The sequence below is a fragment of the Desulfosalsimonas sp. genome, from assembly GCF_055149105.1.
Genome location: NZ_JBSRLA010000012.1, coordinates 1 through 26734 on the forward strand (window position 1 = coordinate 1; position 26734 = coordinate 26734).

25 protein-coding genes and 1 tRNA gene are annotated in these 26734 nt (G+C 54.3%); 15 read left to right on the forward strand and 11 right to left on the reverse strand.

The window, feature by feature from the left end; translation table 11 throughout:
* The first annotated feature begins 256 nt into the window (after nt 1-256).
* On the forward strand, nt 257-799 hold the full coding sequence (locus ACTCIA_RS04370; protein ID WP_463000585.1) for a tyrosine-protein phosphatase: 543 nt from the start codon (nt 257-259) through the stop codon (nt 797-799).
* 38 nt (nt 800-837) lie between these two features.
* On the opposite strand, the gene ACTCIA_RS04375 is transcribed toward ACTCIA_RS04370, so the two are convergent.
* Nucleotides 838-1404, reverse strand: a complete 567-nt coding sequence (locus tag ACTCIA_RS04375) for a carbohydrate binding domain-containing protein (RefSeq protein WP_463000586.1) — start codon at nt 1402-1404, stop codon at nt 838-840.
* Between the two features lie 310 nt (nt 1405-1714).
* On the opposite strand from ACTCIA_RS04375, the gene ACTCIA_RS04380 reads away from it, so the two are divergent.
* A complete protein-coding gene (locus ACTCIA_RS04380) occupies nt 1715-2164 on the forward strand; it encodes a hypothetical protein (RefSeq protein ID WP_463000587.1) in 450 nt (149 codons plus the stop codon).
* Nucleotides 2165-2201: 37 nt separating this feature from the next.
* Here the strand turns inward: ACTCIA_RS04380 and ACTCIA_RS04385 are convergent, their stop codons facing one another.
* The 9 genes from ACTCIA_RS04385 to ACTCIA_RS04425 all read right to left on the reverse strand — a co-directional run bounded on the left by ACTCIA_RS04385 (nt 2202) and on the right by ACTCIA_RS04425 (nt 10954).
* Nucleotides 2202-3449: a phenylacetate--CoA ligase family protein gene (locus tag ACTCIA_RS04385; RefSeq protein WP_463000588.1), complete on the reverse strand. Its 1248-nt coding sequence runs from the start codon at nt 3447-3449 to the stop codon at nt 2202-2204.
* Nucleotides 3439-4179 (reverse strand): ABC transporter ATP-binding protein, encoded by a 741-nt coding sequence (locus ACTCIA_RS04390; protein WP_463000589.1) that lies wholly within the window; start codon nt 4177-4179, stop codon nt 3439-3441. The genes ACTCIA_RS04385 and ACTCIA_RS04390 overlap by 11 nt, the downstream gene beginning before the upstream one ends.
* A 10-nt stretch (nt 4180-4189) precedes the next feature.
* Complete coding sequence (locus ACTCIA_RS04395) at nt 4190-4978, reverse strand: ABC transporter ATP-binding protein (protein ID WP_463000590.1); 789 nt, start codon at nt 4976-4978, stop codon at nt 4190-4192.
* Nucleotides 4965-5921 carry a branched-chain amino acid ABC transporter permease gene (locus ACTCIA_RS04400; RefSeq protein ID WP_463000591.1) on the reverse strand — a complete coding sequence of 319 codons (957 nt, stop codon included), beginning with the start codon at nt 5919-5921 and terminating at the stop codon, nt 4965-4967. Before ACTCIA_RS04400 ends, ACTCIA_RS04395 begins: the two co-directional genes overlap by 14 nt.
* A gap of 1 nt (nt 5922) precedes the next feature.
* Nucleotides 5923-6798, reverse strand: a complete 876-nt coding sequence (locus ACTCIA_RS04405) for a branched-chain amino acid ABC transporter permease (RefSeq protein ID WP_463000592.1) — start codon at nt 6796-6798, stop codon at nt 5923-5925.
* Between the two features lie 23 nt (nt 6799-6821).
* On the reverse strand, nt 6822-7991 hold the full coding sequence (locus ACTCIA_RS04410; protein ID WP_463000593.1) for an ABC transporter substrate-binding protein: 1170 nt from the start codon (nt 7989-7991) through the stop codon (nt 6822-6824).
* A 49-nt stretch (nt 7992-8040) separates the two neighbouring features.
* Complete coding sequence (locus tag ACTCIA_RS04415; protein ID WP_463000594.1) at nt 8041-8472, reverse strand: ACT domain-containing protein; 432 nt, start codon at nt 8470-8472, stop codon at nt 8041-8043.
* Nucleotides 8473-8505: 33 nt separating this feature from the next.
* Entirely contained in the window at nt 8506-9807 is a 1302-nt protein-coding gene (locus ACTCIA_RS04420) for a phenylacetate--CoA ligase family protein (protein WP_463000595.1), read from the reverse strand.
* Between the two features lie 355 nt (nt 9808-10162).
* Nucleotides 10163-10954, reverse strand: coding sequence for an enoyl-CoA hydratase/isomerase family protein (locus tag ACTCIA_RS04425; protein WP_463000596.1), 792 nt, complete (start codon nt 10952-10954; stop codon nt 10163-10165).
* A gap of 182 nt (nt 10955-11136) precedes the next feature.
* Here ACTCIA_RS04425 and ACTCIA_RS04430 point away from each other — a divergent pair, with 182 nt between their 5' ends.
* Entirely contained in the window at nt 11137-11754 is a 618-nt protein-coding gene (locus tag ACTCIA_RS04430; protein WP_463000597.1) for a class I SAM-dependent methyltransferase, read from the forward strand.
* A 23-nt stretch (nt 11755-11777) separates the two neighbouring features.
* Here ACTCIA_RS04430 and ACTCIA_RS04435 read toward each other — a convergent pair.
* Nucleotides 11778-11854 (reverse strand) — tRNA-Arg (locus ACTCIA_RS04435).
* A gap of 593 nt (nt 11855-12447) precedes the next feature.
* Here ACTCIA_RS04435 and ACTCIA_RS04440 point away from each other — a divergent pair.
* The 12 genes from ACTCIA_RS04440 (at nt 12448) to ACTCIA_RS04495 (ending at nt 26697) form a co-directional block, all read left to right on the forward strand.
* Nucleotides 12448-13440: a sigma-70 family RNA polymerase sigma factor gene (locus ACTCIA_RS04440; protein WP_463000598.1), complete on the forward strand. Its 993-nt coding sequence runs from the start codon at nt 12448-12450 to the stop codon at nt 13438-13440.
* A 100-nt stretch (nt 13441-13540) separates the two neighbouring features.
* Nucleotides 13541-15253 (forward strand): tetratricopeptide repeat protein, encoded by a 1713-nt coding sequence (locus ACTCIA_RS04445; protein WP_463000599.1) that lies wholly within the window; start codon nt 13541-13543, stop codon nt 15251-15253.
* Nucleotides 15250-16029 (forward strand): hypothetical protein, encoded by a 780-nt coding sequence (locus ACTCIA_RS04450; protein ID WP_463000600.1) that lies wholly within the window; start codon nt 15250-15252, stop codon nt 16027-16029. The genes ACTCIA_RS04445 and ACTCIA_RS04450 overlap by 4 nt, the downstream gene beginning before the upstream one ends.
* Nucleotides 16026-16835, forward strand: coding sequence for an ATP-grasp domain-containing protein (locus tag ACTCIA_RS04455; protein WP_463000601.1), 810 nt, complete (start codon nt 16026-16028; stop codon nt 16833-16835). Before ACTCIA_RS04450 ends, ACTCIA_RS04455 begins: the two co-directional genes overlap by 4 nt.
* The gene (locus ACTCIA_RS04460) at nt 16822-17991 is read left to right on the forward strand and encodes a deoxyguanosinetriphosphate triphosphohydrolase family protein (RefSeq protein ID WP_463000602.1); all 1170 of its coding nucleotides are present in this window, start codon (nt 16822-16824) and stop codon (nt 17989-17991) included. The genes ACTCIA_RS04455 and ACTCIA_RS04460 overlap by 14 nt, the downstream gene beginning before the upstream one ends.
* Before the next feature lie 162 nt (nt 17992-18153).
* Nucleotides 18154-18552: a LapA family protein gene (locus ACTCIA_RS04465; RefSeq protein ID WP_463000603.1), complete on the forward strand. Its 399-nt coding sequence runs from the start codon at nt 18154-18156 to the stop codon at nt 18550-18552.
* 54 nt (nt 18553-18606) lie between these two features.
* Entirely contained in the window at nt 18607-21285 is a 2679-nt protein-coding gene (mutS, locus tag ACTCIA_RS04470) for a DNA mismatch repair protein MutS (protein WP_463000604.1), read from the forward strand.
* Between the two features lie 37 nt (nt 21286-21322).
* Nucleotides 21323-23293: an N-acetylmuramoyl-L-alanine amidase gene (locus tag ACTCIA_RS04475; RefSeq protein WP_463000605.1), complete on the forward strand. Its 1971-nt coding sequence runs from the start codon at nt 21323-21325 to the stop codon at nt 23291-23293.
* 47 nt (nt 23294-23340) lie between these two features.
* Complete coding sequence (purB, locus tag ACTCIA_RS04480) at nt 23341-24720, forward strand: adenylosuccinate lyase (protein ID WP_463000606.1); 1380 nt, start codon at nt 23341-23343, stop codon at nt 24718-24720.
* A 280-nt stretch (nt 24721-25000) separates the two neighbouring features.
* Complete coding sequence (locus ACTCIA_RS04485; protein ID WP_181551411.1) at nt 25001-25393, forward strand: roadblock/LC7 domain-containing protein; 393 nt, start codon at nt 25001-25003, stop codon at nt 25391-25393.
* A gap of 84 nt (nt 25394-25477) precedes the next feature.
* Nucleotides 25478-26083 carry a GTP-binding protein gene (locus ACTCIA_RS04490; RefSeq protein ID WP_463000607.1) on the forward strand — a complete coding sequence of 202 codons (606 nt, stop codon included), beginning with the start codon at nt 25478-25480 and terminating at the stop codon, nt 26081-26083.
* Between the two features lie 11 nt (nt 26084-26094).
* Nucleotides 26095-26697, forward strand: a complete 603-nt coding sequence (locus ACTCIA_RS04495) for a hypothetical protein (protein WP_463000608.1) — start codon at nt 26095-26097, stop codon at nt 26695-26697.
* The last annotated feature ends 37 nt before the right edge of the window (nt 26698-26734 follow it).

Consider the following 26734-nt stretch of genomic DNA (forward strand, 5'->3'; position numbering starts at 1 on the left):
CGTAGATACAAGGAAGATGCAGACTCGCTATAGTCAACTATGCGAGGTTGCATCTGACGCAGTAGCTGCGGTAAAATTGGAAATCCCGGAGGGTTTCAGATTTTTAAAATATAACTTGGTGTTATCCTTTAAAATTAATTGCTTTTAAAAATCTGAAACGCTCAATTTCGGTATAACAAAACCCGGCGGATAAATCCATGCCACCATTGCCGGCGGCATTGGTGTTTTGTCCTTGTCTGCCGGGCTATTGCAGGCTATGGTAATAAAACCGGTTCATGCAAACAATTTGCCGGTCACTCACGGCAATTTTGATTTTGCAGAGGCGATCCGGCTTTTGCAAAACGGAGAAGATGGCTGGCTGACACCGGATTTCATGATCAACGGCTATATCGGCAACCTTGAACAATTTGCCCACTGCTGGGCGGCTGTGATACGAGACCTTGCGGAAAACAGCCACGCGCCGGTGGTATTTCACTGCACCGGCGGAAAGGACCGCACCGGAACCTGTGCGGCCCTGATTCTGCTGGCCCTGGGCGTGGCCGAGGAAACTGTGATTGACGATCACCAGTTGTCCAATATTTATATTGCAGAACTGCTTCCCCGGCTCTACCGGAGAATGGAGCGGGCCGGAATTGATCCGGACCGGCTGTTTCCGTACCTGACTGCGCCCCGGCAATGCATTGTGGGCGTGATTGATTACCTGACAGACACATACGGCACGGCAGTGGATTACCTGGTAGGCAAGGCCGGGCTGCGGCCGGCGGTCATTGATGCGATGCGCAGGAATCTGCTGGAGTAAAAACCTGCTTTTTATGCGTTTTCAATCATGGCCCGGGATTATTGAACCCGGCGGACTTCGACATCATCGATCCAGACGGTGCCGCTGGTGAGCACAAAATCCAGGTGGATCCGGCTGCTGTTTGCCGGCGCCGTGGCTTTCTGGGAGATTTGCACCCAGTCCGAAGTCCCCTGTAATTTGTTGATCAGATCCACCATCTTGCCGGGCCGTATCCGCTGGGGGCGAAAATTTAACCGGAAGGCCGGGGCCTCGTGGAAGCGGTTGTAATCCAGGTTTTGGGTCTTGATCCAGCAGGAGGCCTCATAGGTCGCTCCCGGGGTGATGGGTGCGGCCCCGGCTTCATCCAGGTATACGATGACCCGGCCGCCCGGCGGGGTAATGGCAACTTTCAAGGATAGCTGGCCGCTGTGTTTCTCCCTTGAATCCAGGTTTATTTCAGCCGTTGTGCTCCGGTTGATCGTTGTCTTCCAGCCATCGGGTTCTCCATTTTCCACCGGACCTTCAAAACCCCCGTTGTAAAGCATGTTTGCCCCGGCAGCGCTGCCGGCCGAGGAAATCAGGACAATTGCTATCCATGCCAGCGCGGTGGTGAGTTGTTTTTTCATGACCAACCTCTTGTGGTGAATTGTTGCAAGTATTGACAAGTTTTGTAATGGTGTTTTTAAACTGGATCAGTTTCATAATAACTCACTGTTTGTTTTCAATGCAAGAAAAAACCGTATACGCACAAGCGGGTTCCAGGGGACTTTCCTGATACCTGAACCGAGCGTTTCAAAATTTGAAACACTCGGTTTGGGGGATATATAAAAAGGGCTTGATGATTTGGAAGAATTTTGTTTTAGTACTTTGTTCAGGGGAAAAAAGTCATTTTGGTGTGTCGGGAAAAATTTTCACGAAGCAGACAGGGAGGAAAAGATGCGCACAAGGTTGCAATACGTTGGGTTAATTGTTTTGTCGATTCTGGTGGGAGGATTGTGTTTGCTCGGATGCGCCAAGGAGGAAAAACAGGCCAGTCTTGAGATTGTGGATTCTGAATTTTCAATCCGAAAAGACAGTGATATTTCCTATGTGATTGATGCCAGCGGCACCATTGCCAACACCGGTGATGTGGATGTCAAAAACGTGAAAGTCACCGGCATGTGCGAATCCTGCGGCGATCAGATCATTAACGCCACCTGGTTTGTCAGTGATGTGGACAAAATGCCCAATCAAATGGACGTGATCAATTATCTCGCGGCCGGTGCCCAGGAAGAATTTGAATTTGAGGAAGTGGCCTTTTACTCCGCCCAGAGCGGCTCTGAAGTCCCCGAAGGTCTTCCCGACGGGTTGAAAGTGGTGATTACATCCCATGAAATCGTGGAATAAATCAATTTTTCGGGGGGCAGGGAGCTTGCCCCCTTGTTTATCCTTTTGATTCCACCAGGCGGATGGCCACGGGCACGCCCAGATTTTCCCGGAGCCGGTTTTCAGACCGGCGCAGCAGCTGTTCCAGCTCCTTTATTTCATCGGAAAATATGGCATCGTTCATTTCCATGAGTACTTCCAGGACCTTGCGGCCCTGTTGATGCGCCACCCGATAGGAAATCCGCCGCGGATCCATCCCCATCATTTCTTTGAGATGAAATCCCGCCTGATTGCCGTGAACATTGACTCCGTCAATGTTCATGATATCGTCTGTGCGCTCTGAATCCCATTTCATGCGCACAAGCGTGCTGCCGCACGAACAGGGATCTTCCAGCAGCCGGGCACGGTCACCGGTTTTAAAACGGATCAGGGGAAAGGCCCGGGTGGTAAGGGTGGTGAGCACCAGTTCCCCGGTGCTGCCCGGCGAAAGCACCTCCCGGGTTTCCGGGTCAATGATTTCAGCCAGAAAATGATCCTCCTGGATATGGAGTCCGCCGTGTGCCTGGCATTCAAAGGCAATCGCCGGCCCGGGAATTTCGCTTAACCCGTAGTGCAGCCATGTGCGCACATGCAGCCGGGTTTCAATGCTGTTTCGAAACTCCGGATCAATGAACTCCCCGCACAAAACCAGGGTGTGCAGGGAAAGCGATGCCGGCCCGATACCTTTTTCCGCCGTGTAATCGGCAAGGTGACCGGCCATGGCCGGGGTGGTGATCAGCACTGTGGTTTTGTAGTCACGCAGCACCATGAGCTGTTTTTCCACTGAAAGCGGGGTGTTGGGAATCACGCTGGCCCCGATGGCTTCGGCGCCGTCCTTGTAATCCCGCCCCCAGTTGGCCAGGCCCGGATTCAGGGCAATCTGGAGGATATCATTGGCCCCGATGCCCGCCGTGCGAAGCGCCCGTCCCGGAATCCGCCGCCAGTGCTCCAGGTCCTGTGCTGTATAGCCGCTGACCGTGGGATTGCGGGTGGTGCCGGGTGCCGTGTGGATGCGCACAATGTCTCTTAAGGGCACGGCAAACAGATCGTAAGGATAATGTTCGCTGAAATCCGCCCGCTCCATAAAGGGCAGGCGGGCAATGTCGGCAAGGGCGGAGATGTCCGAGGGTTCCATGCCCAGTACGCCGAGTCGGTTGGCATGAAAGGGCACATGGCGGCAGGCCCGGTTTAACGTGCTTTGGAGCCGCTCTAACTGTACCTGTTGTTTTTCTTCGGTTGAGAGTTGAAAAAAGGGATTATCCGGCATCGTAAAAATCTCCATAATCCTTGCCCAGATAGGCGCGTTTGACATCCTTGTCCGCCATCAGTTCCCCGGCCCCGCCCTGGAGCACCACGGCTCCGGTTTCAAATACATACCCCCGGTCCGAGACTTCCAGGGCGGCCAGGGCGTTTTGTTCCACCAAAACGATGGTCAGGCCCCGGGAGCGCAGCAGGGAAATCACTTCCAGGATTTTTTCCACCACCATGGGTGCCAGTCCCATGGAGTGCTCATCGAGCAGCAGGAGTCTGGGCCGGGCCATCAGCGCCCTTCCAATGGCCAGCATTTGCTGTTCTCCGCCTGAAAGGGTGCCTGCCGGCTGCCGCTGCCGCTGCCGCAGAATGGGAAACAACTCCATGACCGATTCCAGGTCCTGTTGTATGGCTGCATGGGCCTTTTTTTTGTACATGGTATAGGCACCGAGTCTTAAATTGTCGAGCACGGAAAGTGGTGCAAAAATCTGCCGCCCCTCCGGCACCAGGCTGATGCCGGCGCGCACAATGGCGGGGGGGTCCAGGCCTTTTATGCTTTTTTTTTCAAAATCGATCTGCCCGCTCCAGTCGGTCAGCAGGCCGCACACGGCTGAAAGCAGCGTGGTTTTGCCCGCGCCGTTGGCACCGATCAGGCAGATGATTTCCCCGGGGTTTACCGACAGGCTCACGCCTTTGACCGCCATGATCCGGCCGTAGAAACATTTGAGATTGCGAATGCGCAGCATAAGGAAGTCGTCAATCGTTTGTCGGGTTTGCTTTTTTGCCCAGGTAGGCCGCCATGACCGCCTCGTCTTCCTGAACCGCCCTTGGAGTGCCTTCGGCGATTTTTCTGCCCTGGTCAAGCACCACGATCTGATCGGAAATGGACATGGTCAGGCTCATATCATGCTCCACCAGCAGAATCGTGATGCCCTGTTTGCGGATTTCTTTGATCAATTCTCCGAGATGGCCGGTTTCTGACATGTTTAATCCGGCTGCCGGCTCATCGAGCAGCAGCAGGTGCGGTTGTGCTGCCATGGCCCGGGCCACCTCCAGCATCCGCTGCCATCCAAAGGGCAGATCCCCGCTTTTGCGGCTTGCGTAGTCCTGGAGCCCCACAAATTTTAAAAGTTCCATGGCCTGATCCCGGGCACGGGCTTCCTCCTGCCGGGTGCGGGGCAGGCGCAGCATACTTTGGATCATGCCCGCCCGGGTCCGGGTATAGAGGCCCACCAGAATGTTTTCCATAGCGGTCATGCTTTCGAAAAGCTCCACATTCTGAAATGTGCGGGCAATGCCAAGGGAGACCCGCTGGTGGACTTCCAGATTTTCAATAGATTGGCCTGCAAAGCGTATGTCGCCGGCATCCGGGGCGAATATTCCCGTGATCACATTAAACAAAGTGGTCTTGCCCGCGCCGTTGGGGCCGATCAATCCGGTGATCGAAGCTTTTTCCAGGGCAAAGCCGATCCGGTCCAGGGCCTGGACGCCGCCAAAGGCCTTGTCCACGTCACGGATTTCCAGTATGGGGTCACTGCCGGTCATGGGTTTTGCGGTACCGTTCATAAATGTCCATCAGTCCCCGGGTCAGCCCCCGGGGCATGAAAATCATCACGACCATGAGGATCAGGCCGTATACCACCATCTCGAATTCCGAGAAGGCATGGAGCCATTCCGGCAAAAGGGTGAGAAGCGATGCGCCGAAAAGCGCTCCCCAGATGCTGGCCATCCCGCCGATGACCACCATGGTCACAATTTTGATTGAAGCCATGAAACCAAAGCTGCCCGGGCTGATGAAAAACACCAGGTGGGCGTAGAGAAACCCGGCCAGAGCCGCAATTCCCGCACTTAAAACAAATACCTGGAGCTTTAGGCGCCGGGTGTTGACGCCCACGGCGGCCGCAGCCTTTTCCCCGTCATGGATCGCACAAAGAGCCCGGCCCACCCGGGAGTCGATGATGCGCCGGCAAAGGAAGATCACTGCCAGCACCACCGCCCATACCAGAAAAAAGTAGGATTTGTTGGAGGCAAATTCCACCGGGCCGACCGTCAGAGGCGGAATCCCCACAAATCCGGACGCGCCCCCGGTTACACTGCTCCATTCCCGGAGCACAATATGGACAATCATGCCAAATCCCAGGGTTCCCATGCCCAGGTAATAGCCGGAGAGCCGAAGCGTGGGCATGCCAACGATCCAGGCGATCAACATGGCTGCACCAACAGCGGCCGGGAGGGCCAGCAGGGGCGGCACCTGGTAAGTGGTGCTCAGTATTGCGGTCACATACGCGCCAATGCCGTAAAAGGCCGCATGTCCCAGGGATATCTGGCCGGCATAGCCCATGAGCATGTTCAGGGAAAGGGCCAGCAGGGTGTTTAAGCCGATGAAAATCAGCAGCTGCAGATAATAGGCATTATCAATGCGCCATCCCAGAAAAGCGATGCCAAGGGCAAAGCCTGTATAGATTGCGGGCAGATATTTATCGTCCATGTTAAAACCGTTTGACCTCGGCCGTGCCCAAAATGCCCTGGGGCCGGACATAGAGTACCAGCAAAAGCAGCAAAAAGGCGGTTGCATCTTTAAATCCCGAGGAGACAAACCCAACGCCCATGGCCTCGAGGATCCCGAGCAGAAAGCCGCCTAAAATCGCCCCCCAGAGGCTGCCCAGGCCGCCGAGCATGGCCCCGCAGAACCCTTTTAGCCCAAGGATGGTGCCCATGTCGTAGCTTGACATGGTAATCGGTGCGATGCTGGCCCCGGCCACGGCCCCCAGGCCGGTGGACATGCCGAATGCCAGCAGCACCATCCATTTAAACGGGATTCCGACGATCCATGCCCCTTTTTTATTTACCGCACAGGCGGTCATGGCTTTTCCGGTAAGTGTTTTTTTGTAAAACAGGTGCAGGCCGGCGGCAAGCGCGGTGACAATCACAAGAATCCAGACGCTTTGGGCCAGCAGGCGGGCGCCTGCGATGTCAATGGGGGCAATGTCGAGAAACGGGGGCATGCTGTGGGCATCCTTTCCCCAGATAAGCATGCCCGTGCCCCGCAGAAAGATTGAGGCCCCCACGGTAATGATGATCAGCACAATGGGCTGGGGATGCCGTACCGGCCGGATGGCCAGTCGTTCAAAAAGCATCCCTGCCGCGGCGACCGCCGCCACGGTGACAAAAAATGCGGGTACCAGGGCGAGCCCCGCACCTGCTGTCAGGCTGACCATGCACAGGGCCCCGAGCATGACAAATTCCCCGTGGGCGAAATTAATCAGGTCCGTGGAACTGTAAAGCATGGAAAACCCCAGGGCAATCACCGCGTACACAGCCCCGTTGGTCATGCCTGAAAACAGGTATTGCAAAAGTTCCTGCATGGGCTTTTTCCCGGATTGGCGGGTTATTTCACAAGCTGCCACTTGCCGTCGGCAATGCGCACCATGACAAAAGCCGACGGGTCCAGGCCGTTGTGATCGGTTTGGCTGAAGGAAAATACCCCGCTGATGCCCACATGGCCTTTTATGTTTTCAAGGTTTTCACGGATTTTTTCCTTGTCTCCGCCGGTGCCTTCCATGGCACGGGCCAGCAGATAAACCGCATCATAGGCATATCCGCCGAATCCGGAAACCGTTTCGTCATACCTGGTTTCATAGGCGTCAATGTAATCGGTGAGCACCTGCTTCTGGGGGTCATCATCGGGCAGCAGATCGGCCACGAGGATCTTTCCGGTTGGCAGCAGTATGCCTTCGGCCGAATCTCCGGCCAGCTCGATGAATTTCGGGGATGCCACACCGTGGCTCTGGTAGAGGGGAATGTCAAGGCCGAGCTGTTCGGCGTTTTTGGCCACAACCGCCGGACCCGGATTGGTTCCCCAGCAGATGACGGCCCCGGGTTTTTCCTGACGGATTTTGGTGAGCTGGGAGGTCATGTCCGTATCCCCGGCACCGAAGCTTTCGCTGCGCACCACAGTGATGCCGAAATCCCCTGCCTGTTCTATTAACTGTTCCCTGCCGCTTTCACCAAATGAATTGGCCACAGTGAGAGTGCCGATTCTGTCAATGCCCTGTTTTTCTATGTGGGCATAGATGGAGGCCACGGCCTGGATGTCGCTCTGGGCGGTTTTAAAAACCCAGGGCTTTATGGGTTCGACGATTTTGTTGCCGGCCGCACAGCTGACAAAGGGAAGGTTGGCCCGCTCAACCATGGGAACTACGGCCAGTGTTGTGGGTGTTCTGCTGGGGCCCGCAATCGCCGTGACCCGGTCCTTGTTGATGAGTTTGCCGGCTGCCATCACGGCTTTTGACGGATCTCCCTCGGTATCATAGATAACGGCTTCCAGCATCCGGCCGTCAACGCCGCCTGCGGCATTGATTTCTTCAATGGCCAGTTCCATGGATTTTTTCTCGGGATCGCCGAGAAAGGACGCAGGTCCGGTAATTGAAAATATGCCGCCGATTTTCCATGTTTTCTCTCCGGATTCGGCCAGGGCCGGGAAAGCGGATGCAAAAACAACTGCAGTCAGCAGGGCTGCAGCCAGCAAAAGCGGGCTGTCTTTTCTGACAAAGCGCATGATCGGGCTCCTTTTCTGTGAAATGGTTTCGGGGCGTTTTCATTGCCGGTTACATGGTATAGAGTCTGGCGCCTTCCACAATGGCCACCCCGTTTTGGGAAAGTACGTCAATGGCCTGATCCGGCTGGTCAAACCGGAAGATCATCACGGCATTGTCCCCGCTCTGGCGGACAAAGGCATACATGTATTCCACGTTGATGCCGGCTCTGTAGAGCATTTCCAGGATGCTGTGAAGTCCGCCGGGCTGGTCTGCAACCTCCACGGCCACCACCTTGGTTTTGCGCACCGTGAATCCGGCATTCTTCAGAACCTGCTCGGCTTTGGCATTGTCATCGACAATCAGGCGCAGCACGCCGAAATCGGTTGTGTCGGCCACAGCCAGGGCCCGGATGTTGACCTGATTCTGCCAAAGAATCCCGGTCACCTCCGAGAGGCGGCCGGCTTTGTTTTCCAGGAAAATCGAAATCTGTTCGGCTTGCATGGATCTCTCCTTATTCTGCATTTGGGGTGGATGCTAAATCTTTCGTTTGTCAATGACCCTGGCGGCCTTGCCTTCGCTTCGGGCAATGCTCTTGGGCTCTGCGAGCTTGACATCCACGGATATGCCCAGCAGTTCCTTGATATCGTTTTCAATGCGCTGTTCAAAGCGCTGGAGTTCCTTGACCTCGTCGGAAAACATCTGCTGGCTGACTTCCACCCGGACCGTGACGGTATCCAGGTTGTCTTTGCGGTCCACTTCCATCTGGTAATGGGGCTCCACGCCATCGATTTCCATGAGCACGCTTTCGATCTGGGAGGGAAACACATTCACGCCCCGAATAATGAGCATGTCATCGGTTCTGCCGCTGATTTTGTCCATCCGGACCATGGTGCGCCCGCAAACGCACGGTTCGGGATTTAGGCTGGTGATGTCCCGGGTGCGGTAGCGGATGACCGGAAAGGCCTCCTTGGTGATGGATGTCAGCACCAGTTCGCCGGTTTCTCCGTAGGGCAGCACTTCTTCGGTGACCGGATCAATGATTTCGGCAATAAAATGATCTTCTGCGATGTGCAGGCCGTTTTTGGCCTCGTGGCATTCTATGGAAACCCCGGGACCGAGCACTTCGCTTAACCCGTAGATATCCACGGCCGAGAGATTGAGTTTTTCCTCGATTTCCTTTCGCATGTTCTCGGACCAGGGCTCAGCACCGAAAATGCCGAACTTAAAGCTCAGATCCTTAAATGATACCCCCATGTCCTCGGCCGCCTCGGCCAGGTGCAGGGAGTAAGAGGGGGTGGCCGTGAGAATGGTGGGGGCAAAGTCGCGCATGATCACTACCTGTCGCTTGGTGTTGCCACCGGATACCGGGATGACGGATGCTCCGAGCTTTTCCGCCCCGTAGTGCACGCCCAGCCCGCCTGTAAACAAACCGTATCCGTAGGCGTTGTGGATGATATCGCCCCGGGTGGCCCCGCCTGCGGAAAGCGCCCGGGCCATGAGTTCTGCCCAGGTGTTGATATCCCGGGAGGTGTAGCCCACAACCGTGGGTTTTCCCGTGGTGCCCGAGGAGGCGTGAATGCGCACCACGTTGTCCATGGGAACGGCAAACATGCCAAAGGGATAATTGTCCCGCAAATCCTGCTTAATGGTGAAAGGCAGCCGCTGAAGGTCTTCCATTCGCTGAATGTCACCGGGCTTCAGCCCGGCCTGGTCAAATTTTTTCCGGTAATGCGGAACTGTTGCATACACCCGGGAAACCGTTGCCTGCAGCCGCCGCAGCTGGATGGATTCCAGGGCTTCCCGGGGCATGGTTTCATACTCGATGTCGTATATCATCGTTGTCCTCCTTGTGCGTGGTGTGGTTCTTCATACAACCGCTGTCTGGCCCGGGTCGATGGGTTTGCCCATAAAAAAAGGCTGCGGGAAAACCCACAGCCTTTTGGCATGAAAAAAGGCCATGGGTTGCCTGTTTGCGTCTTCCCATGGCCTTGTTTGCGTATTTCGTTTGGCTTTTTTACTGCGCCGATCCATGGGAAGACTTTTTAAAGAAAAAAAAGTTCCCAAAACCGGCATGCTCAGATGCTTGTCTCATGCGTTGGCAGACCTTGTGAAATTTTGAAAAAATATGTGCTGAAAAAAACAGATACGCTACATTAAACAGCCCCGGCCGGATCTGTCAAGAAAAAAACCGTTACTGGTTTAATTTGCCCTTAAATTCAGGCTTGCGTTTTTCCAGAAATGCGCTGGTGCCCTCTTTTGCATCTTCGCTGGCCAGGCACAATGCAAAAGCGTTGATTTCAATTTCACAGCCGGTTTCCAGGTCCGTGTCCATGCCGTTTGCGATGGTCTGCTTGGTCGCCTGGACCGACACACGCCCCTTTCGGGCAATGGTTTTGGCGGTTTTCCCGGCGGTTTCCATGAGTTCGGAAGCCGGTACCACCCGGTTGACAATGCCTTTTTTCTCAGCCTCCTCAGCTGAGAGCATCATGCCCGTGAGAATCATCTCCCGGGCCAGGTTCCTGCCTACAATGCGGGCCAGGCGCTGGGTGCCGCCGAATCCCGGGATAATGCCCAGATTGATTTCCGGCTGTCCCACTTTGGCGTTGTCCGCGGCATAAATGAAATCGCAGGAAAGGGCCAGTTCCAGGCCGCCGCCCAATGCAAAACCGTTGACTACGGCTATAACGGCAATGGGCAGGGCTTCGATTTTGAACATGAGTTCGTGGCCGCGGGAGGCAAAATGCTTGGCGCTGACCGGGTTGAGTTTGGCCAGTTCGCTGATGTCAGCGCCGGCCACAAATGCTTTGTCCCCGGCGCCGGTGATCAGAAGCGCACGGATATCATCGTTTTCCGCGATTTCATCAACGGCTGCGTGCATTTCAGCGATCACCTGTGCGTTGAGTGCGTTTAAGGATTTGGGGCGGTTGATGGTGATGGTGGCGATGGCATCGGCAACATCGACCTCAATGGTTTCATATGACATGTCAGCCTCCATATGTAAGCGGGTTAAAGGGGGCGAAAGCAGAAAACACTTTCAAACCGGGCGGATCTTTGATAATAAAATAATGTTCATGCCCAAGGTTAAATAAATGAATTTGTTTTATTTGTCAAATGTGGCAGCCGGGCGCAACGCTGCCGGAAAAGAAAGCACCCTGGAGTCAAACAATGGATGATCAGGCGATTATAAAGGCATATAAGCGCTATGCCGGAAGTTATGACCGGATTTTTGGAAAAGTTTTTGAGCACGGCCGCCGGGCGCTTATCGGGAAAATGAATTTTACCCCGGGCCAGCGGATTCTGGAGGTGGGTGTGGGTACCGGGCTTTCTCTGCCCCTTTATCCGCCGGATGTATCGGTTGTGGGAATCGACATTTCACCGCACATGCTGTGGCAGGCCCGAAACTATACAAACGGCGGTGCCCCCGGCACCTGCAGTCTTTCTCTGATGGACGCCCAGTGCATGAGTTTTGCCGATAACAGCTTTGACCAGGTTGCTGTCATGTACGTGGTCACCGTGGTGCCCGAACCGGAGAAGATGATGGAGGAAATCCGGCGGGTGTGCAAGCCCGGAGGGGATATTTTCGTGGTCAATCATTTCAGCAACCATCATTTGGTGCCCAGGATGGTGGAAACGGTTATGGTTCCCTTCAAAGGCCTGCTGGGGTTCAGTCCTCGCTTTTCGATGGAGGCGTTTCTTGAGAAAAATCCCCTTGATGTGGTGGAGACCTGCCCGGTCAATCTTCTGGGGTACTGGACCCTGATCCACGCGCGAAATGTTTGCTGAAAAAATAAAGGGGATGCTGGGGCTGGCGCGCCTGGCAGGATTCGAACCTGCGGCCTACGGATTAGAAGTCCGTTGCTCTATCCGACTGAGCTACAGGCGCGCATGTCTTGGATCTTTTTTGTTTTTTGAACTGTTTTGACCAAACAGACAGCCTGAGATCCGGAAATTTTTTTCTTTACCATTGGACAGCAGTTTTGTCCATTATAAAAAGACAATTTCTAGTGTGATTTTTACGCCGGTTGCAGTTATTATTGCATTGACAGGGTCCGGATCAAAAAAACGACGATGCGTTAACAAGGATAAAATCGTAAAAAGCTTCTAAATAACTTTGTTCAAGGTGCAAGGTTCAAAGTTCAAAGTGCAAAAAAATAAAATCAAAGCTTTTAAGCATGCGGCAAAAAGTTATTTGCAGTGTTCGGTCCCGGGCTGCGGCCCTGGGGAAATACTTCCAAGGAAGTCCAAGGGCGGGGTCGGCTTTTGAAGCGACATTGAGCGTTTTTGCGTGAAAATTTCAAACTGTTTGAGCAAGGTAGAGCGGATTTGTCAATTTTAAGCAAAGGCATTTGATCAATCCGCAAAAACGGTCAGGAGCGAAAAAGCCGACGCCGACCGCAGGGCTTCCTTCCTTACAAACAGCGGACGCGGTATAAAAAGCTTTTTACGAAACCATCAAGTAAGGTTATGAGCAGGCAGATGCCAACTGATAATACTGAAAAACCCGAAAATGCCGAGGCCCCCGGCAATGGTGGGAGCCACAGCGATTCGGCAGCAACGCGGAATTTGAAAAAGGCAGTAACTCTGCCCGAAGAAAAGGGCCAGCTTGTCCCCTATGATCCGCTCCAGCGGTATCTTTCCGAAATCAGCCGCTACCCCTTGCTCACCCGTGATCAAGAGGTTGAACTGGGTCGGCGGCTGCAGGAGGAAGGGGATCCGGATGCGGCTTATATACTGGCCACATCCAATCTTCGGCTGGTGGTCAAGATTGCCATGGAGTTTCAGCGCACCTGGATGCAGAATCTGATGGACTTGATCCAGGAGGGCAATATCGGCCTGATGCATGCGGTGCAGAAGTTTGATCCCTACAAGAACGTCAAGTTTTCCTATTACGCAGCTTTCTGGATCAAGGCCTATATTCTGAAATTCATCATGGACAACTGGCGCCTGGTCAAGATCGGCACCACCCAGGGTCAGCGCAAGCTGTTTTTTAAGCTCAAAAAGGAAAAACAGAAACTTGTGGAACAGGGTTTTGCCCCGGAGACAAAGCTGCTTTCCAGCCGCCTGGGCGTCTCCGAGCAGGAAGTGCGGGACATGGATCTGCGCCTCGACGGCTGGGACGTGTCTTTGGATGAGCCCTTAAAGGATGACTCGGACACTGAACGGGGCGATTTTTTCAGTTCAGATACCGAGTCCATTGAATCCCAGGTGGCCCGCAAGGAAGTTGAATCCCTGCTGCGCGAAAAGCTCGGGGATTTTAAAAAGCAGCTCTCAGACCGGGAGCTGGATATTTTTCAGCGGCGCATATTCACCGATACCCCCGATACCCTTCAGGACATCGGGGACAAATATCAGATCTCCCGGGAGCGGGTGCGGCAGCTGGAAAAAAATATTGTCAAGAAAATGCGGGTCTTTTTCGAAAAGGAGATTCCGGACTTCGCTGCTTATGAACATCCCGAGGAAAACGAGTAACATCATGGGGCTTTCAGGAACCATAAAAAGTGAAGAGCCCATGAATTCAAGCCCGTGGCCACGCCTCGGGATCCGCATGTTTGCCCTGTTCGGAGGGTTAATGGTCATGGCTGCCCTCATGGCCGGGTGCGCGGGCAGGGATCGCACCGGGCCTTCGGTCCCGGCTGCACAACCCCCTCCTGACATCATTTCGCCCGCTGCCGGGCAGCAGCGGCCGGTCAGCCATTATTATGATTTTTTACGGGCGCAGCTGGCTGCCCGTTCCGGCCGGTTGGAAGAGGCTGTGGCCTTTATGAAAGACGCTGTTGACAAGGTTCCGGATCAGGTGGTTGTCAAAAAAGAGCTGGCCATGCTCTACATCAAGCAGGGCCGGAAGGATAAAGCCCTGGAAGTGATCAAGGAGGCCCTGGGTCAGGACCCGGACAACACAGAGTCCCTGATCGTTGCCGGTTCCCTCTGGCAAAGTGCCGGAGAGCTGGATGCAGCCCGGCAGGCTTATGAAAAGGTCGTCGACAATGCCCCGGAACGGGAAAATATTGCCCTGATTCTGGCCCGGCTTTATCTGCAGCAGGAGCAGTTCAACCGGGCCGCAGAATTGATGAGGGATTTTGTAAAGCGATTTCCTGGAAATTATATGGGGTTTTATTACCTGGGCCAGGCTTTAAACGAGCTGGGCCGGCTCGGGGATGCCGCAGACGCTTATCAGCGGAGCCTGTCCATTGAGCCGGATTTAATTGAGCCGCGTGCCGCACTCATTGATATTTACAGGCACCAGGGCAGAGACGACAAGGCGGTTTCCCAGTACCAGGCCATCCTTGAACGCGATCCGCGCAATGCGGTCGCCGCCCTTGAACTCGGGGTTTTTTACAAAAAACAGGGCCGGATGGATAAGGCCCGGGCAATCTGGGAGGATCTCGCGGGACGTGCCGGGCCGGATTCAGATGTGATCAAGGCCGCTACCGGGATGCTGGGCCGGCAGCGATACGATGATGCCATAATCGCCCTGTCCGGCGTTTTGCAACATGATTCGCAGAATTCCGCTCTGCATTATCTGGCCGGCGCAGCCCTTTACCTCTCCGACAAAACAGGTCCTGCAATGGACCATTTTCAGCAGGTGGCGTCTGACAGCGATTTCTACATTGATGCCATGATCCATCAGGCCATTATTTACAACCGGGAGTCCAAAACCGGACAAGCTGTCCGGCTGCTTGAAGCCGCCATGGAAAAAAGCGACAGATCCGGAAAGGCAGCTCTGATTCCCTATCTGAGTGCATTTTATCAGGAACAGGAGCATTATCGGCAGGCTGAATCGCTTTTGCAGCAGGGGCTTTCCATTAATCCCGGAAGCACTGAATTGCTCTATGAACTCGGGGTTCTCTACGAAAAGATGGGCGATGTTCAGGCTGCAATTGAAAAAATGAAACAAGTCATCGAAAAGGACCCGGAAAACGCAGACGCCCTGAACTATCTCGGATACACTTATGCCGATCAAAACATCCGTCTCGAGGAGGCCGAGTCTTTGATCCGCCGGGCCCTGGAGCTGGAGCCGGAAAGCGGCCACATCCTGGATTCCATGGGATGGGTGCATTACCGGCAGGGCGATTATCAAAAGGCCCGTAAGTACCTGGAAAAAGCGGTTGAAAAAATCGGCGATGATCCCATTATTTTTGAGCATCTGGGCGATGTCTACCGCAAAACCGATCAGCCCGGACAAGCCCTGCAATATTATAAAAAGGCCCTGGAAAACGGCGCTGATGATGCGGATGCCGTAAAGGAAAAAATGGATGCACTACGGCAGGAGGTGTCGCCTTGAAGGCTCGCCTGATTGTGTTGTTTTTGATTCTGCTCACAGCGGCCTGCGCTTCTGTGGAAAAACCGCCGCCGTCTGCCGTTTCCCGGATGGAGGCGGGTAAAGCCGAATCCCTTCTTGCCCGCATCCAGGAAGCAAACAAGACAATGTCCCCCTATAAGGCCATCGGTCGTATCGGAGTCGACGATGACAGTGGTTCATGGTCTGTTCGTGCGGCGTGGCTTGGCGCGCCGGGGGGGCGTTTCCGGGTGGAAGCCATGGGCCTTGCCGGCCAGCCCTTTGTCAAGGTTATCTGCGGTCCGGACCTTTGCTCCTTTCACTTTTCGGAAGGCGGGGAGGTGCGGCGCAGGGATACCGGCCGGCGAAGTCTGGGACGGCTTGCCGGGGTGGATATTGATGTGGATGATCTTGCACTGCTGCTCGGCGGCGGGGTGCCCATAGCGGATCATGATAGTGTTGCCGCCTATCAAATGCTTGGCGGCGGTTCCATGCTGGTGCTCAAAAAACGGTTTTCCGGAACCGTACAGCGCATCCGGTTTTCCAGCAAACCCATCAGTGTCCGGGAAGTGGAAATGTTTACCTGGCAGGGGGCTGTCTATCGGGCGCAGATCCTTGAGGTGCGCTCTGCAGATGGACGAAATATGCCTTTTGAACTTCAGATCTCGGATCCGGAGGGTCATCGTCTGTCGGTGAGCGTGGAGCGCTGCTGGGCCGATGCAGCCGTACCGGCCCGGGCCTTTTCCCCGGAACTGCCCGGCAATACGGATGCAGCGCCTTGAAGCACGAAAGTGTTCGATCCACGGCTTGTCCGTCAAAGGCCGTCTGCCTTGAACTGCACCTGCGGTCCTGTTCCAACGTGACCTGCCTGGGGGTGCGGCCCAATTTTTCCGATTATCCTCCAAATGAGGCGGAATTGATCCGGGATGCCCCGAAAATATATTACCCTTCCACTTTTTATGCCGATTTGCTGGCAGCTGCCGGAAAACCGATTTTCCCGAGCATGCATACTTACCGGTTTGTTCAGGACAAGATCAAGCAAAGCGCCCTGTTTGAAATCCTTGATCTGCCCAGGCCCAGAACCCGCACCTTTTACGGCAGGCGCCTGCCGGAAAAGATTCTGTCGCATTTCCGGTTTCCCTTTGTGGGCAAAATTGCCCGGGGTTCGGCCCTGGGCCGGGGCGTGTTTCTGATTGCCGGCCGCGATGACCTGGATGCTTACTGCGAGCTGACCCATATCGCTTATATCCAGGAATATCTGCCCATTGACCGGGATATCCGGGTGGTGGTCATCGGCGATAAAATTGCCCATGCCTACTGGCGCATTGCCGCACAGGGCGAATTTCGGACCAATCTGGGCTGCGGCGGCAAAATCAGCCTGGATCCCGTGCCTGAATCCGCCCTTGATCTGGCTTTGCATGCAGCCCGCAGCTGCGGGTGGGATGATGTGGGCATTGATATTTGCATGGCAGACGACCGATTATATATTCTTGAAGCCAACATGAAATACGGCAAAGCCGGCTTTACCGCAGCCGGCATGGATTATTACAGGATCATGGAGGAAAAGATCGCCAATGCAGAGATCTGAACTTCCCGCCCTTCAGAAGTTGACAGCGATACTCGACGACCGGGAGCAGCAAAGCCTTTCACCCGGGGCGGCCAAAAGTGCCCGGGGGGTTCGCAGACGTCCGGAAAAGCGTTTGGAAACCGATTACCGGCAGCCCTTTGCCGTGGATGTGGACCGTATCCTGCATTCTTTGGCCTACAGCCGGTATATTGATAAAACCCAGGTGTTTTACCTCATCCGCAATGATCATATCACACACCGCATGCTCCATGTGCAGCTGGTTTCCAGGGTGGCCCGGACCATCGGCCGGTTTTTGGGATTAAACGAGGATTTGGTCGAGGCCGTTGCCATTGGCCATGATATCGGTCATCCGCCCTTTGGCCATGACGGTGAGCGGTTTCTTTCAAACCTGTGCCGGGCCGCTGGCATCGGCCAGTATCATCACAATGTGCAAAGTGTTCAGTTTCTGGAAAAAGTCGAGCGAAAGGGCCGGGGCTGGAATCTCTGCCTCCAGACGTTAGACGGCATTCTGTGCCATGACGGTGAGGTCCACAACCGTCACCTGGCGCCTGTGCAGGGCAAAACCTTTGAAGACCATCAGGCCGAACTCGCTGAAAAAAAATCCGGCCGGCCAATTGAGCTGGTACCCATGACCCTGGAGGGATGCGTGGTGCGTTTTTCCGACACCATCAGCTATATCGGCAGAGACATTGAAGACGCCATCCGTCTGGGCCTGATCCGGCGCACGGACCTGCCGGAGAACTGCGTGCAGCACCTGGGCGATACCAACGGCACCATTGTCTATACCCTTGTTACGGATGTGATCCGCACCAGCTACGAGCAGGACGCCGTGGCTTTCAGCCCGGAGATCTCCGGGGCTCTGCGGCGGCTGAAGCAGTTTAACTACGAGGCGATTTATTCAAATCCGGCCATCAAGCAGGACACACCCAAAATTGAGAATTTGTTTGACCATCTGTTTGAGCGGTTTTTCAATGATATTGAAGCCGGCAATAAACAATCTCCTGTTTACCGCAATTTTATTGCCGGTATGGCCGAAGATTACATGTCAGCGCACTGCCCTGCTGAAATTGTCCGGGATTTTATCGCCGGGATGACGGATCAGTATTTTTTAAACCTGGCCCCGGAGCGCATGCGCCCGCAGATCCGCACCTGGTAATCCGGGTCTTTCGCGCCCGGCCGGTGCTGAAAAAACGGTTGAGTTTTTCCGGCAAACGTTTCAATATAATAGTTTCATATAAACATTGGACAAATTGCAGTTGCAGCCGGCACTGTTTTTTGTTGTGCCCTAAGACCCGGAGCCTTGTTGGAGGATATGCCCATGAAAAAGCTCAAGTATGCTTTCTGGCTGCTGATTGTGGTATTGGCGGCGGTTGTGGTGTTTCAGAACAAAGGGTTTTTCATCGTGGAGCGCAGTTTTAAGCTCAATTTGTATTTTTTCAAATACGCCTCGCCTGAACTGCCCACGGCCTTATATTACTTTGCGGTGTTTCTCATCGGATTTCTTCTGTGTTATTTTTTTAGCCTGTCGGCAAAATTCAGGACCCGCAAGACCGTCCGGCAGCTCAATGAGCAGCTTGCCGCCAAGGACCGCAGGATTTCCGAGCTTGACTCAGAGCTGGCGGCTGCAGGCAAGGCACAACAGGCCCCGGCTATGCCTGCCGGCCCCAAGGACGCGGCTGATCCCCAGTCGGAGCCTTCTGCTGAGCCCGAAAAGTAAAAAATCCGGTTTTTCAATGAGATCCGGGATGGAATGGATCGGAGATGAGTTTTTATGACCGGCCGGCAAACCAGCGAAGCCCAAATGACGCCCATGATGCGCCAGTACCTGGAGATCAAGGAGCAGTACTCCGATTATCTGCTGTTTTACCGGATGGGCGATTTCTACGAGATGTTCTTCGATGATGCCCATACAGCCGCCCGTGAATTGGAAATCACCCTGACATCCAGAAACAAAAACGAAAAAAAACCGGTGCCCATGTGCGGAGTGCCGGTCAAGGCCGCTGAGATTTATCTGGGGCGCCTGATTGAAAAAGGCCACAAGGTGGCCATCTGCGAACAGACCGAGGATCCGGCCGCGGCAAAGGGGCTGGTCAAACGGGAAGTGGTGCGTGTGGTCACTCCCGGAATGGTATTAAACAGCGATCTGCTCGATGCCCGCACAAACAACTTTATTGTTTCCATCCTCGGCCGGGCATCCCGGTGGGGGCTGTCCTGCCTGGATCTTTCCACAGGGGCCTTCCGGGTTACGGAAAGCAACGATGTGCACGCGCTGCTCGAAGAAATCAGGCGCATCGCCCCCAGTGAACTCCTGATGCCAGCAGCCGCCCGGACCGCTGATGATTATGAAATCTTTCGCACCTCATTTGAGCAGTCCGCGATTACCTGGATGGATGACGGGGCCTGTGAGCACAAACCGGCGCGTCAGCGCCTGATCCGTCAGTTCCAGACCCGAAGCCTGGAGGGCTTTGGCTGTGAAGGCCTGCAGGCCGGAATTGGGGCTGCCGGCGCCCTGCTGTTTTATGTCCAGGAGACCCAGAAGCAGCAGATCGCCCATTTGTCGGGCCTTGAAACCTATTTTCTGGACCAGTACCTGCAGATCGATGATATTTCCTGCCGCAATCTTGAGTTGCTGGCCAATTTGCGAGACGGCACCCGAAAGGCCACTTTGCTTTCGGTGCTGGATTTTACCATCACGGCCATGGGCGGCCGGCTGATCAAGCACTGGATCCGATATCCCCTTCTGGGGGCTGGTGACATGGCGGCCCGGCACGATGCCGTGGATCAGCTGGCGGAATGCGGCATGGAGCGAAAGGCCATTCGCGCGTCCCTGAAATCCGTGGCGGACCTTGAGCGGCTGGGAAGCAAAATCGTCATGGGCCAGGCCAATGCAAGGGATCTTGTGGCCCTGCGGCGCTCCATTGAGGCCTTGCCGGAGATCCACGGGCACCTGGCCGGATTCAGCACGGATCTTTTGTGCCCGGATCCGTCAATTCTGCCGGAGTTGACCGGTCTGGGTCAAACCATTGCCGCCGCGGTGGTTGATGACCCGCCGCCCGTGGTCAATGAAGGCGGCATGATCCGCACCGGCTATGACGACAGTCTTGATGAGCTTATTGCCATTGCCAGAGACGGCAAATCGTTTCTGGCCGAGCTTGAGGCCCGGGAAAAACAGGAAACCGGTATCCAGACCCTCAAGGTCCGCTACAACAAGGTTTTTGGTTATTATATCGAGGTGTCCAAAAGCCAGGCGGATGCCGTGCCCGCCCATTATGTGCGCAAGCAGACCCTGGTCAACGCCGAACGCTATATCACCGATGAGTTAAAATCCTTTGAGGCAAAGGTTCTCGGCGCCCAGGAGCAGCGTGCGTCGCTGGAATATGAAATTTTCTGCAAACTTCGCGATGCGGTGGCGCAAACCCATAAGGCCGTGGCCGCAGCCGGTGCATTCGTGGCCCAAATCGACGTGCTAACCGGCCTGGCCGAGGCCGCGGTGCAGAACCAATATGTCCGCCCCGCCGTCAACGAGCAGGGTGTCATCGATATTGCCGAAGGCCGCCATCCGGTGGTGGAAAAACTCGTTGAGGCAGAACGGTTTGTTCCCAACAGCCTGCGGATGGATAACCGGGAAAATCAGGTGCTGATCATTACAGGGCCGAACATGGCCGGTAAATCCACGGTGCTGCGCCAGGCCGCCCTGATTGTGCTCATGGCGCAGATGGGCTCTTTTGTGCCTGCAGACCGGGCCGATATTGCTGTCACGGACCGGATTTTTACCCGTGTGGGGGCTCTGGACAATCTGTCCCAGGGGCAGAGTACGTTTATGGTGGAAATGGAGGAAACCGCCAACATCATGAACAATGCCACTTCCCGCAGCCTGGTGATCATGGATGAAATCGGCCGGGGCACGTCCACCTTTGACGGCCTGAGCATTGCGTGGGCTGTGGCCGAATATCTCCATGACCTGGATGACACAGGGGTGAAGTCCATGTTTGCCACCCATTATCACGAACTCACGGAGCTGCACCGCGTCCGCAGGCGGGTAAAGAATTACAATATCGCGGTGCGTGAAATCAACGACGAGATTATTTTCCTTCACCAGCTGGCTGAAGGCGGCACCAACCGCAGCTATGGAATTGAAGTGGCACGCCTTGCGGGGATGCCGGAAAAAGTTGTTGAGCGTGCCAAAAAAGTATTGGAGAATGTGGAAAAACAGGGTCATGTCCTGGGTCGGGAGGCAGCTGCGCCGGCGCGGCGCACCCGGGTTCAGCAGAGATTTGTACAACTGCCCTTGTTTCAGGGCCCCGAGCAGGACGTGCTCGATAAGCTCAGGCAGGCCGAGGTGGAATACATGAGCCCCATGGACGCCATGAACCTGCTTTACCAACTGCGGCAGAAACTTCTGGGCCAATCCGCAAGCCGGTCCGGGAATTCTGACGTCGGCAATTCGTAAGCCGGAGATTTTGGCCATTAAACAACAAAGCAGCTGCATGAAAAACAGACGACTGATTCATATTCTCTTTATTTGTCTGATTTGCGTATTAGGGTCGTGCGTATCCACGGGAGCCGCGCCAAATCAGCTCTATTTTGAGGCCGAGTCCTGCTACCGGCAGCTGCAGAAGCACCCGGAACGGCAAAAATACCGCAGCTATTGGTTAAAGTGCATTGAGCGCTTCGATGCTGTCTGTGAGCGGGATCCGGACGGTCCCTGGGCTGCGGCCGGGTTGTATAAGGCCGCAAGCCTGTATCGGGAGCTTTACAGACACTCCTACCGGTCTGCAGACCTCAAGGCTGCGGCTTCCCGTTTTCAACAGGTGATCCGAAAATATCCTGAAAGCGCTTACAGGCAAAAAGCCCGGGCGGCTTTAAAAGACATCGGAGATGCGTTCAAAGCCGATGAAAAGGCGGCAAAAAAGGCCTATTTTGAAGCCGAGTCCTGCTACCGGCAGCTGCAGCAGCACCCGGAGCGGCAGAAATACCGCAGCTACTGGATGAAATGCATTGAGCGCTTCGAAGCCGTCCATCAACGGGATCCGGAAGGGCCCTGGGCGGCGGCCGGGTTGTTTATGACCGCACAGCTCTATCAGCAACTGTATTCTCATTCCCGCAGTCCCGCTGATGAGCAAAAAGCCCGGTCCCTGTTTAAAAAAGTGGCCGGGCAGTATCCGTCGAGCGCCTACAGCCGGCGTGCGCGCAAAGCACTTGACGCGTCTGCGACAAGTGCGCATACCCCCGTGAATCTTGCCGGAGAAGATACTGCGTCCGGGGAAGTCACCACGAATCATTCAGACAGCAGCAATGCGCCCGCACCGGGAGAGGCGGTTACGGTTACCGGAATCCGTTACTGGTCCAACCCGGAATATACCAGAGTGGTCATTGATGCCAACCAGGCCACTGATTTTAAGCACAACCTGTTGAAAAAAGATCCCTCCATCAACCAGATGAATCAACGGCTGTATGTGGATCTGGACAACACCCGTCTGGCCAACCATATCCAGGAGCAGATTGCCATCAACGACACCCTGCTCAAGGACGTGCGCGCAGGCCAGTACCGGTCTGATACAGTCCGTGTGGTTGTGGATATCAAGTCTTTTGAAGATTACAATGTGTTTTCTTTGAAAAATCCTTTCAGAATTGTCATTGATGTAAGGGGCCGGGCAGCTGCAGAGAAGCAGGCCGATTCCTCTGATCCCGAAATATCCCGGGATCAGAAAGCTTCGATTGCCCGGCAGCTCGCCCTGGGCGTGCGGCGGATTGTCATTGATGCCGGCCACGGGGGCAAGGACTACGGGGCGCCGGGTTATTTAAAAGGGGTGCATGAAAAAAACGTGGTACTGGAAATTTCAAAAAAACTTGCCGCCAGGCTTCGCGAGGAACTGGGCTGTGAAGTGCTGCTGACACGGGACAGGGATGTGTATCTGACCCTGGAGGAGCGCACTGCCATTGCCAATACCAAAAAAGCGGACCTGTTTATTTCCATTCATGCCAATGCCGCCAGAAACCGGAATGCATACGGCATCGAGACTTATTTTCTGAACCTGACAACCGATGAGGACTCCATTGCTGTGGCCGCCCGGGAAAATGCCACATCCGAGAAAAATATCAGCGAGCTGCAGACGATTCTTGATGATTTGATGCGCAATGCCAAGATCAATGAGTCCAGCCGGCTGGCCACCTATGTGCACAAAGACCTGATCGGCCATCTGGACGGCCGTTACAGCCGGATTCATGATAAGGGTGTCAAGCAGGCACCGTTTTATGTTCTTCTGGGCGCCCAGATGCCCTCGATTTTGATTGAAACCTCTTTTATCAGCAATAAACGGGAGTGTCAGCGTCTCACCAATTCGAATTACCAAAAGCATTTATGCGACGGCATTGTCAAGGGTGTCCGCCGATATATCCGGGATACCCGGCCCACGGCATTCCTGGGATCCGGAGGCGACGGCGCTGAAGCCAATTAAGAAATCAGTCCATGAACAAACATCACTGACAAGGAAGCAGGAGAATCATGACCCAACAAAGGCCAATTGAAGCCATTTCTGTACTCGACGGCAGATATGCCCGCCATGCCGGCCCGCTCAGGGAGATATTTTCCGAATACGGCCTGATCCGCTACCGGCTTTACGTGGAATTGCAGTGGCTCAAATTTCTGCTCAGGGATCTGGGCATGGCGGAAGCCGATGATGCGGCACTGAAAAAAATCGATGTCATATATGAAAATTTTGACGTGGATGGCGCCGAAGCGGTCAAGGCCATTGAAAAAGAAACCAATCATGATGTCAAGGCCGTGGAGTATTATATCAAGGAAAAGCTCACGGCCGCCGGCCTGGCCCATATCAAGGAATGGGTGCATTTTGCCTGCACCTCCGATGATATCAACAATACCTCTTACGCTTTGATGATCCGCAGCGGCCGGGAGCAGATCGTCGGGCGGCTCAGGGAGATCCTGGCGAAAATCGAGGATCTGGCCCGTGAGTACAAAAGCATTCCCATGATGGCGCGAACCCATGGCCAGCCGGCAACGCCCACCACTGTCGGTAAAGAGATGGTCAATTTCGCCTGGCGCCTGCGCCATGAACTGCGATGCCTTTCGGACCTGCCCATTCAGGCCAAGCTAAACGGAGCCAGCGGCAATTACAATGCCCATCACTTCGTGTTTCCGGAAATTGACTGGATGGCCGCCTCCACCCGGTTTATGGAGCAGCACCTGGAGATTTCGCCTGTGATGTACACCACCCAGGTCAACCCCAACAATTACATGGCCGCCATTCTTCATGCCATGATACGGATTTCCGCGGTTCTCACGGACCTGGACCGGGATATGTGGGGCTATATTTCCCTGGGCTATTTCAAGCAAAAGCTCAAAGAGGGGGAAGTGGGGTCATCGACCATGCCGCATAAAGTCAATCCCATTGATTTTGAAAACAGCGAGGGAAATCTGGGGCTGGCTGTTTCCATGATGGAGCACATGGCGGTCAAGCTGATGATTTCCAGATTCCAGCGGGATTTGAGCGACAGCACGGTGCTTCGCAATTTGGGGGTGGTGTTTGGCTACATGATGGTGGCCCTGGCCTCCACATACAAGGGCCTTGACCGGGTTGAAGCCAATGAGCCGGTGATTGCAGCCGACCTGGAAGCCAACCAGGAATTGCTGGCCGAACCCGTGCAGTCGGTCATGCGGGTTTACGGAGAAAGCCGGCCCTATGAAAAGTTAAAGGCATTGACCCGGGGCAAGCGGATCACCCGGGAGGATCTGGCCGATTTTGTCGACGGTCTGGAGTCCATTCCCGAGGCTGTGCGCCGGGATTTAAAAGATCTTCACCCGTCTGAATATACGGGACTGGCAGAAGCCCTGGTGGAGCGATATTTCAGGGAAAAGGGGCAATAGCGGAAACGCCTGCTCCATGATGCCGCAAATGATTTCCTTTCCTGCTTGCATTCGGAACTGAGAATATGTTAGTTATTCTCAAACAGAAATCCACCGGGATCAGGATAAAAGACCGTATAGAATCAATGGGCATTTTGCCATTGATTCGGGTAAATCATTGTTATATAAGAAAAGAGTTTGTGCAAACAAACAGCGCACCGGACAAATTGCGGGTATAAGCGAATTTCCGGCATTGGGGGGAAGGGTGCATATCAATTTGGAATGCAAGGGGTAACCGTAAATGGATTTTACAATCGATTTCACCAAGGAACAGATCGAATCCATTGAAGATGTGCTGCAGCAGGAGTTGATCGATCTGGGGGTGCAGAGTGTCATCCTGATGGATTTGGCCGGCAATGTGATTGTCAATCTTGACAACGGGCATGCCAATCACGACGTGTTTTCCCTGGCTGCACTGGCGGCGGGCAATTACGGGGCGGTCAGCGCCATGGCCAACATCATCGGGGAGCAGGAATTTTCCCTGCTGTTTCACAAGGGGGAAAAAGAAAGCATCCATTTCAGCAAAGTGGTGGAGGATTTGCTGCTTTTGACCATTTTCAACCGGGATGTTTCTCTGGGATTTCTGCGATTGAAAGTAGCCGAGGCCATCAAGCGCATTCAGACGTTGATCTAATGCAGTTGCAGGTCCTGTGAACGCGCATATTCGGAAAATAAAATGGCAGTGGAGAAAACCTAAAGGGTTGCGGAGGAAGGTGATTTGGCGTTAATCAATCCGAAAAAGCGGGAGGTCCAGGTCAAGATCGTTTACTACGGCCCGGGCCGCGGCGGCAAGACCACGAACCTCGAATATATCAATCGCAAATTCAAGAAACGGATTTTAAATGAGATGGTCACGGTGAAAACTTACGGCGACCGGACCCTGTTTTTTGACTTTCTCCCATTTGACATCGGCGAAATCAAGGGACACAGCATTAAGATCCAGCTCTACACAGTTCCCGGTCAGGTCAAATACAATGCCACCCGCCGCCTGGTGCTCCGGGGCGTTGACGGCATTGTCTTTGTGGCCGATTCCATGGATCTGCGGCGGGAGATGAATATTCGCTCTCTACAGAACCTCAAGGAGAACCTGGAGGCCTTCAACAAAAACATCTTTAACATCCCGCTGGTGATGCAGTACAACAAGCGGGATCTCGCCGATGAAGGCATCCCCATTCTCTCGGAGGAAACCCTGCAAAAGGATTTGAACTCCAGGTTAAACGCCCCTTATTTCCCGGGTAGCGCCATCCGGGGCGATAATGTGGCCGCCACCATGAAAAAAATTATCGCACTGACTGTCAGTTCCCTGCGGAAAAAACTGCAATAGGAGGAAAATCATTGAATCGCACGGAAGATGATGAGGGCCTGGGCGAAGAAGTTTCCAGCCGGCTCGAGGAGATGTTTGGCGAAGACGAGGATGCCGGGTTTGATGAGCAAAATTCCCCTGTCCGGGAGCTTAGAGCGCTGGTGGCCGGTATTGACTGGGAGATTTCAGACGAAAGCATGGGGGCGTTTTTAAAAGAGATTCGCCGGCTGCAGGAGACCTACCAGGACGACAAAACCCTTTCCATGTTTTTAAAGCTCCAGGAGGCCGTTGGCAAATACATCAAGGCCAAAAAGGCCAAGGCGCATCCGGAGGCCATTGGTTTTGTGGCAGATGTGTTCAAAAACTTTGAAACTGTTCTGGCCCGTGCGGAAATGCCGGAAAAAGAGAAAAAACGCCTGCTTTCCGCGGATGTCAAAAGATTCAAGGAATTCAAGAAGCGGGTGCTTTCCCCGGAATCCGCCGGGAGTCAAAAGGTTTCCGGGAGCACCGGGAACAGGCCTGCGGCTGTGCTGGAAAATCAGGAGGCCCTGGATTATATCGTTGAAGAGCTGAGGAAAACCATCAAGTCGGAACTGCAGGTCATCCAGCAAATCATCAAGAATCTCGGTGCGTAACTCAGGGAATGAAAACCTCTTCCTTCGAAACGGAGGC

Excerpts from the sequence above, each read along its gene's own strand:
- ACTCIA_RS04370 (WP_463000585.1), top strand. The coding sequence starts at position 257 with ATGGTAATAAAACCGGTTCATGCAAACAATTTGCCGGTCACTCACGGC.
- ACTCIA_RS04375 (WP_463000586.1), bottom strand. The coding sequence starts at position 1,404 with ATGAAAAAACAACTCACCACCGCGCTGGCATGGATAGCAATTGTCCTG.
- ACTCIA_RS04380 (WP_463000587.1), top strand. The coding sequence starts at position 1,715 with ATGCGCACAAGGTTGCAATACGTTGGGTTAATTGTTTTGTCGATTCTG.
- ACTCIA_RS04385 (WP_463000588.1), bottom strand. The coding sequence starts at position 3,449 with ATGCCGGATAATCCCTTTTTTCAACTCTCAACCGAAGAAAAACAACAG.
- ACTCIA_RS04390 (WP_463000589.1), bottom strand. The coding sequence starts at position 4,179 with ATGCTGCGCATTCGCAATCTCAAATGTTTCTACGGCCGGATCATGGCG.
- ACTCIA_RS04395 (WP_463000590.1), bottom strand. The coding sequence starts at position 4,978 with ATGACCGGCAGTGACCCCATACTGGAAATCCGTGACGTGGACAAGGCC.
- ACTCIA_RS04400 (WP_463000591.1), bottom strand. The coding sequence starts at position 5,921 with ATGGACGATAAATATCTGCCCGCAATCTATACAGGCTTTGCCCTTGGC.
- ACTCIA_RS04405 (WP_463000592.1), bottom strand. The coding sequence starts at position 6,798 with ATGCAGGAACTTTTGCAATACCTGTTTTCAGGCATGACCAACGGGGCT.
- ACTCIA_RS04410 (WP_463000593.1), bottom strand. The coding sequence starts at position 7,991 with ATGCGCTTTGTCAGAAAAGACAGCCCGCTTTTGCTGGCTGCAGCCCTG.
- ACTCIA_RS04415 (WP_463000594.1), bottom strand. The coding sequence starts at position 8,472 with ATGCAAGCCGAACAGATTTCGATTTTCCTGGAAAACAAAGCCGGCCGC.
- ACTCIA_RS04420 (WP_463000595.1), bottom strand. The coding sequence starts at position 9,807 with ATGATATACGACATCGAGTATGAAACCATGCCCCGGGAAGCCCTGGAA.
- ACTCIA_RS04425 (WP_463000596.1), bottom strand. The coding sequence starts at position 10,954 with ATGTCATATGAAACCATTGAGGTCGATGTTGCCGATGCCATCGCCACC.
- ACTCIA_RS04430 (WP_463000597.1), top strand. The coding sequence starts at position 11,137 with ATGGATGATCAGGCGATTATAAAGGCATATAAGCGCTATGCCGGAAGT.
- ACTCIA_RS04440 (WP_463000598.1), top strand. The coding sequence starts at position 12,448 with ATGCCAACTGATAATACTGAAAAACCCGAAAATGCCGAGGCCCCCGGC.
- ACTCIA_RS04445 (WP_463000599.1), top strand. The coding sequence starts at position 13,541 with ATGGTCATGGCTGCCCTCATGGCCGGGTGCGCGGGCAGGGATCGCACC.
- ACTCIA_RS04460 (WP_463000602.1), top strand. The coding sequence starts at position 16,822 with ATGCAGAGATCTGAACTTCCCGCCCTTCAGAAGTTGACAGCGATACTC.
- ACTCIA_RS04465 (WP_463000603.1), top strand. The coding sequence starts at position 18,154 with ATGAAAAAGCTCAAGTATGCTTTCTGGCTGCTGATTGTGGTATTGGCG.
- mutS (WP_463000604.1), top strand. The coding sequence starts at position 18,607 with ATGACCGGCCGGCAAACCAGCGAAGCCCAAATGACGCCCATGATGCGC.
- ACTCIA_RS04475 (WP_463000605.1), top strand. The coding sequence starts at position 21,323 with ATGAAAAACAGACGACTGATTCATATTCTCTTTATTTGTCTGATTTGC.
- purB (WP_463000606.1), top strand. The coding sequence starts at position 23,341 with ATGACCCAACAAAGGCCAATTGAAGCCATTTCTGTACTCGACGGCAGA.
- ACTCIA_RS04485 (WP_181551411.1), top strand. The coding sequence starts at position 25,001 with ATGGATTTTACAATCGATTTCACCAAGGAACAGATCGAATCCATTGAA.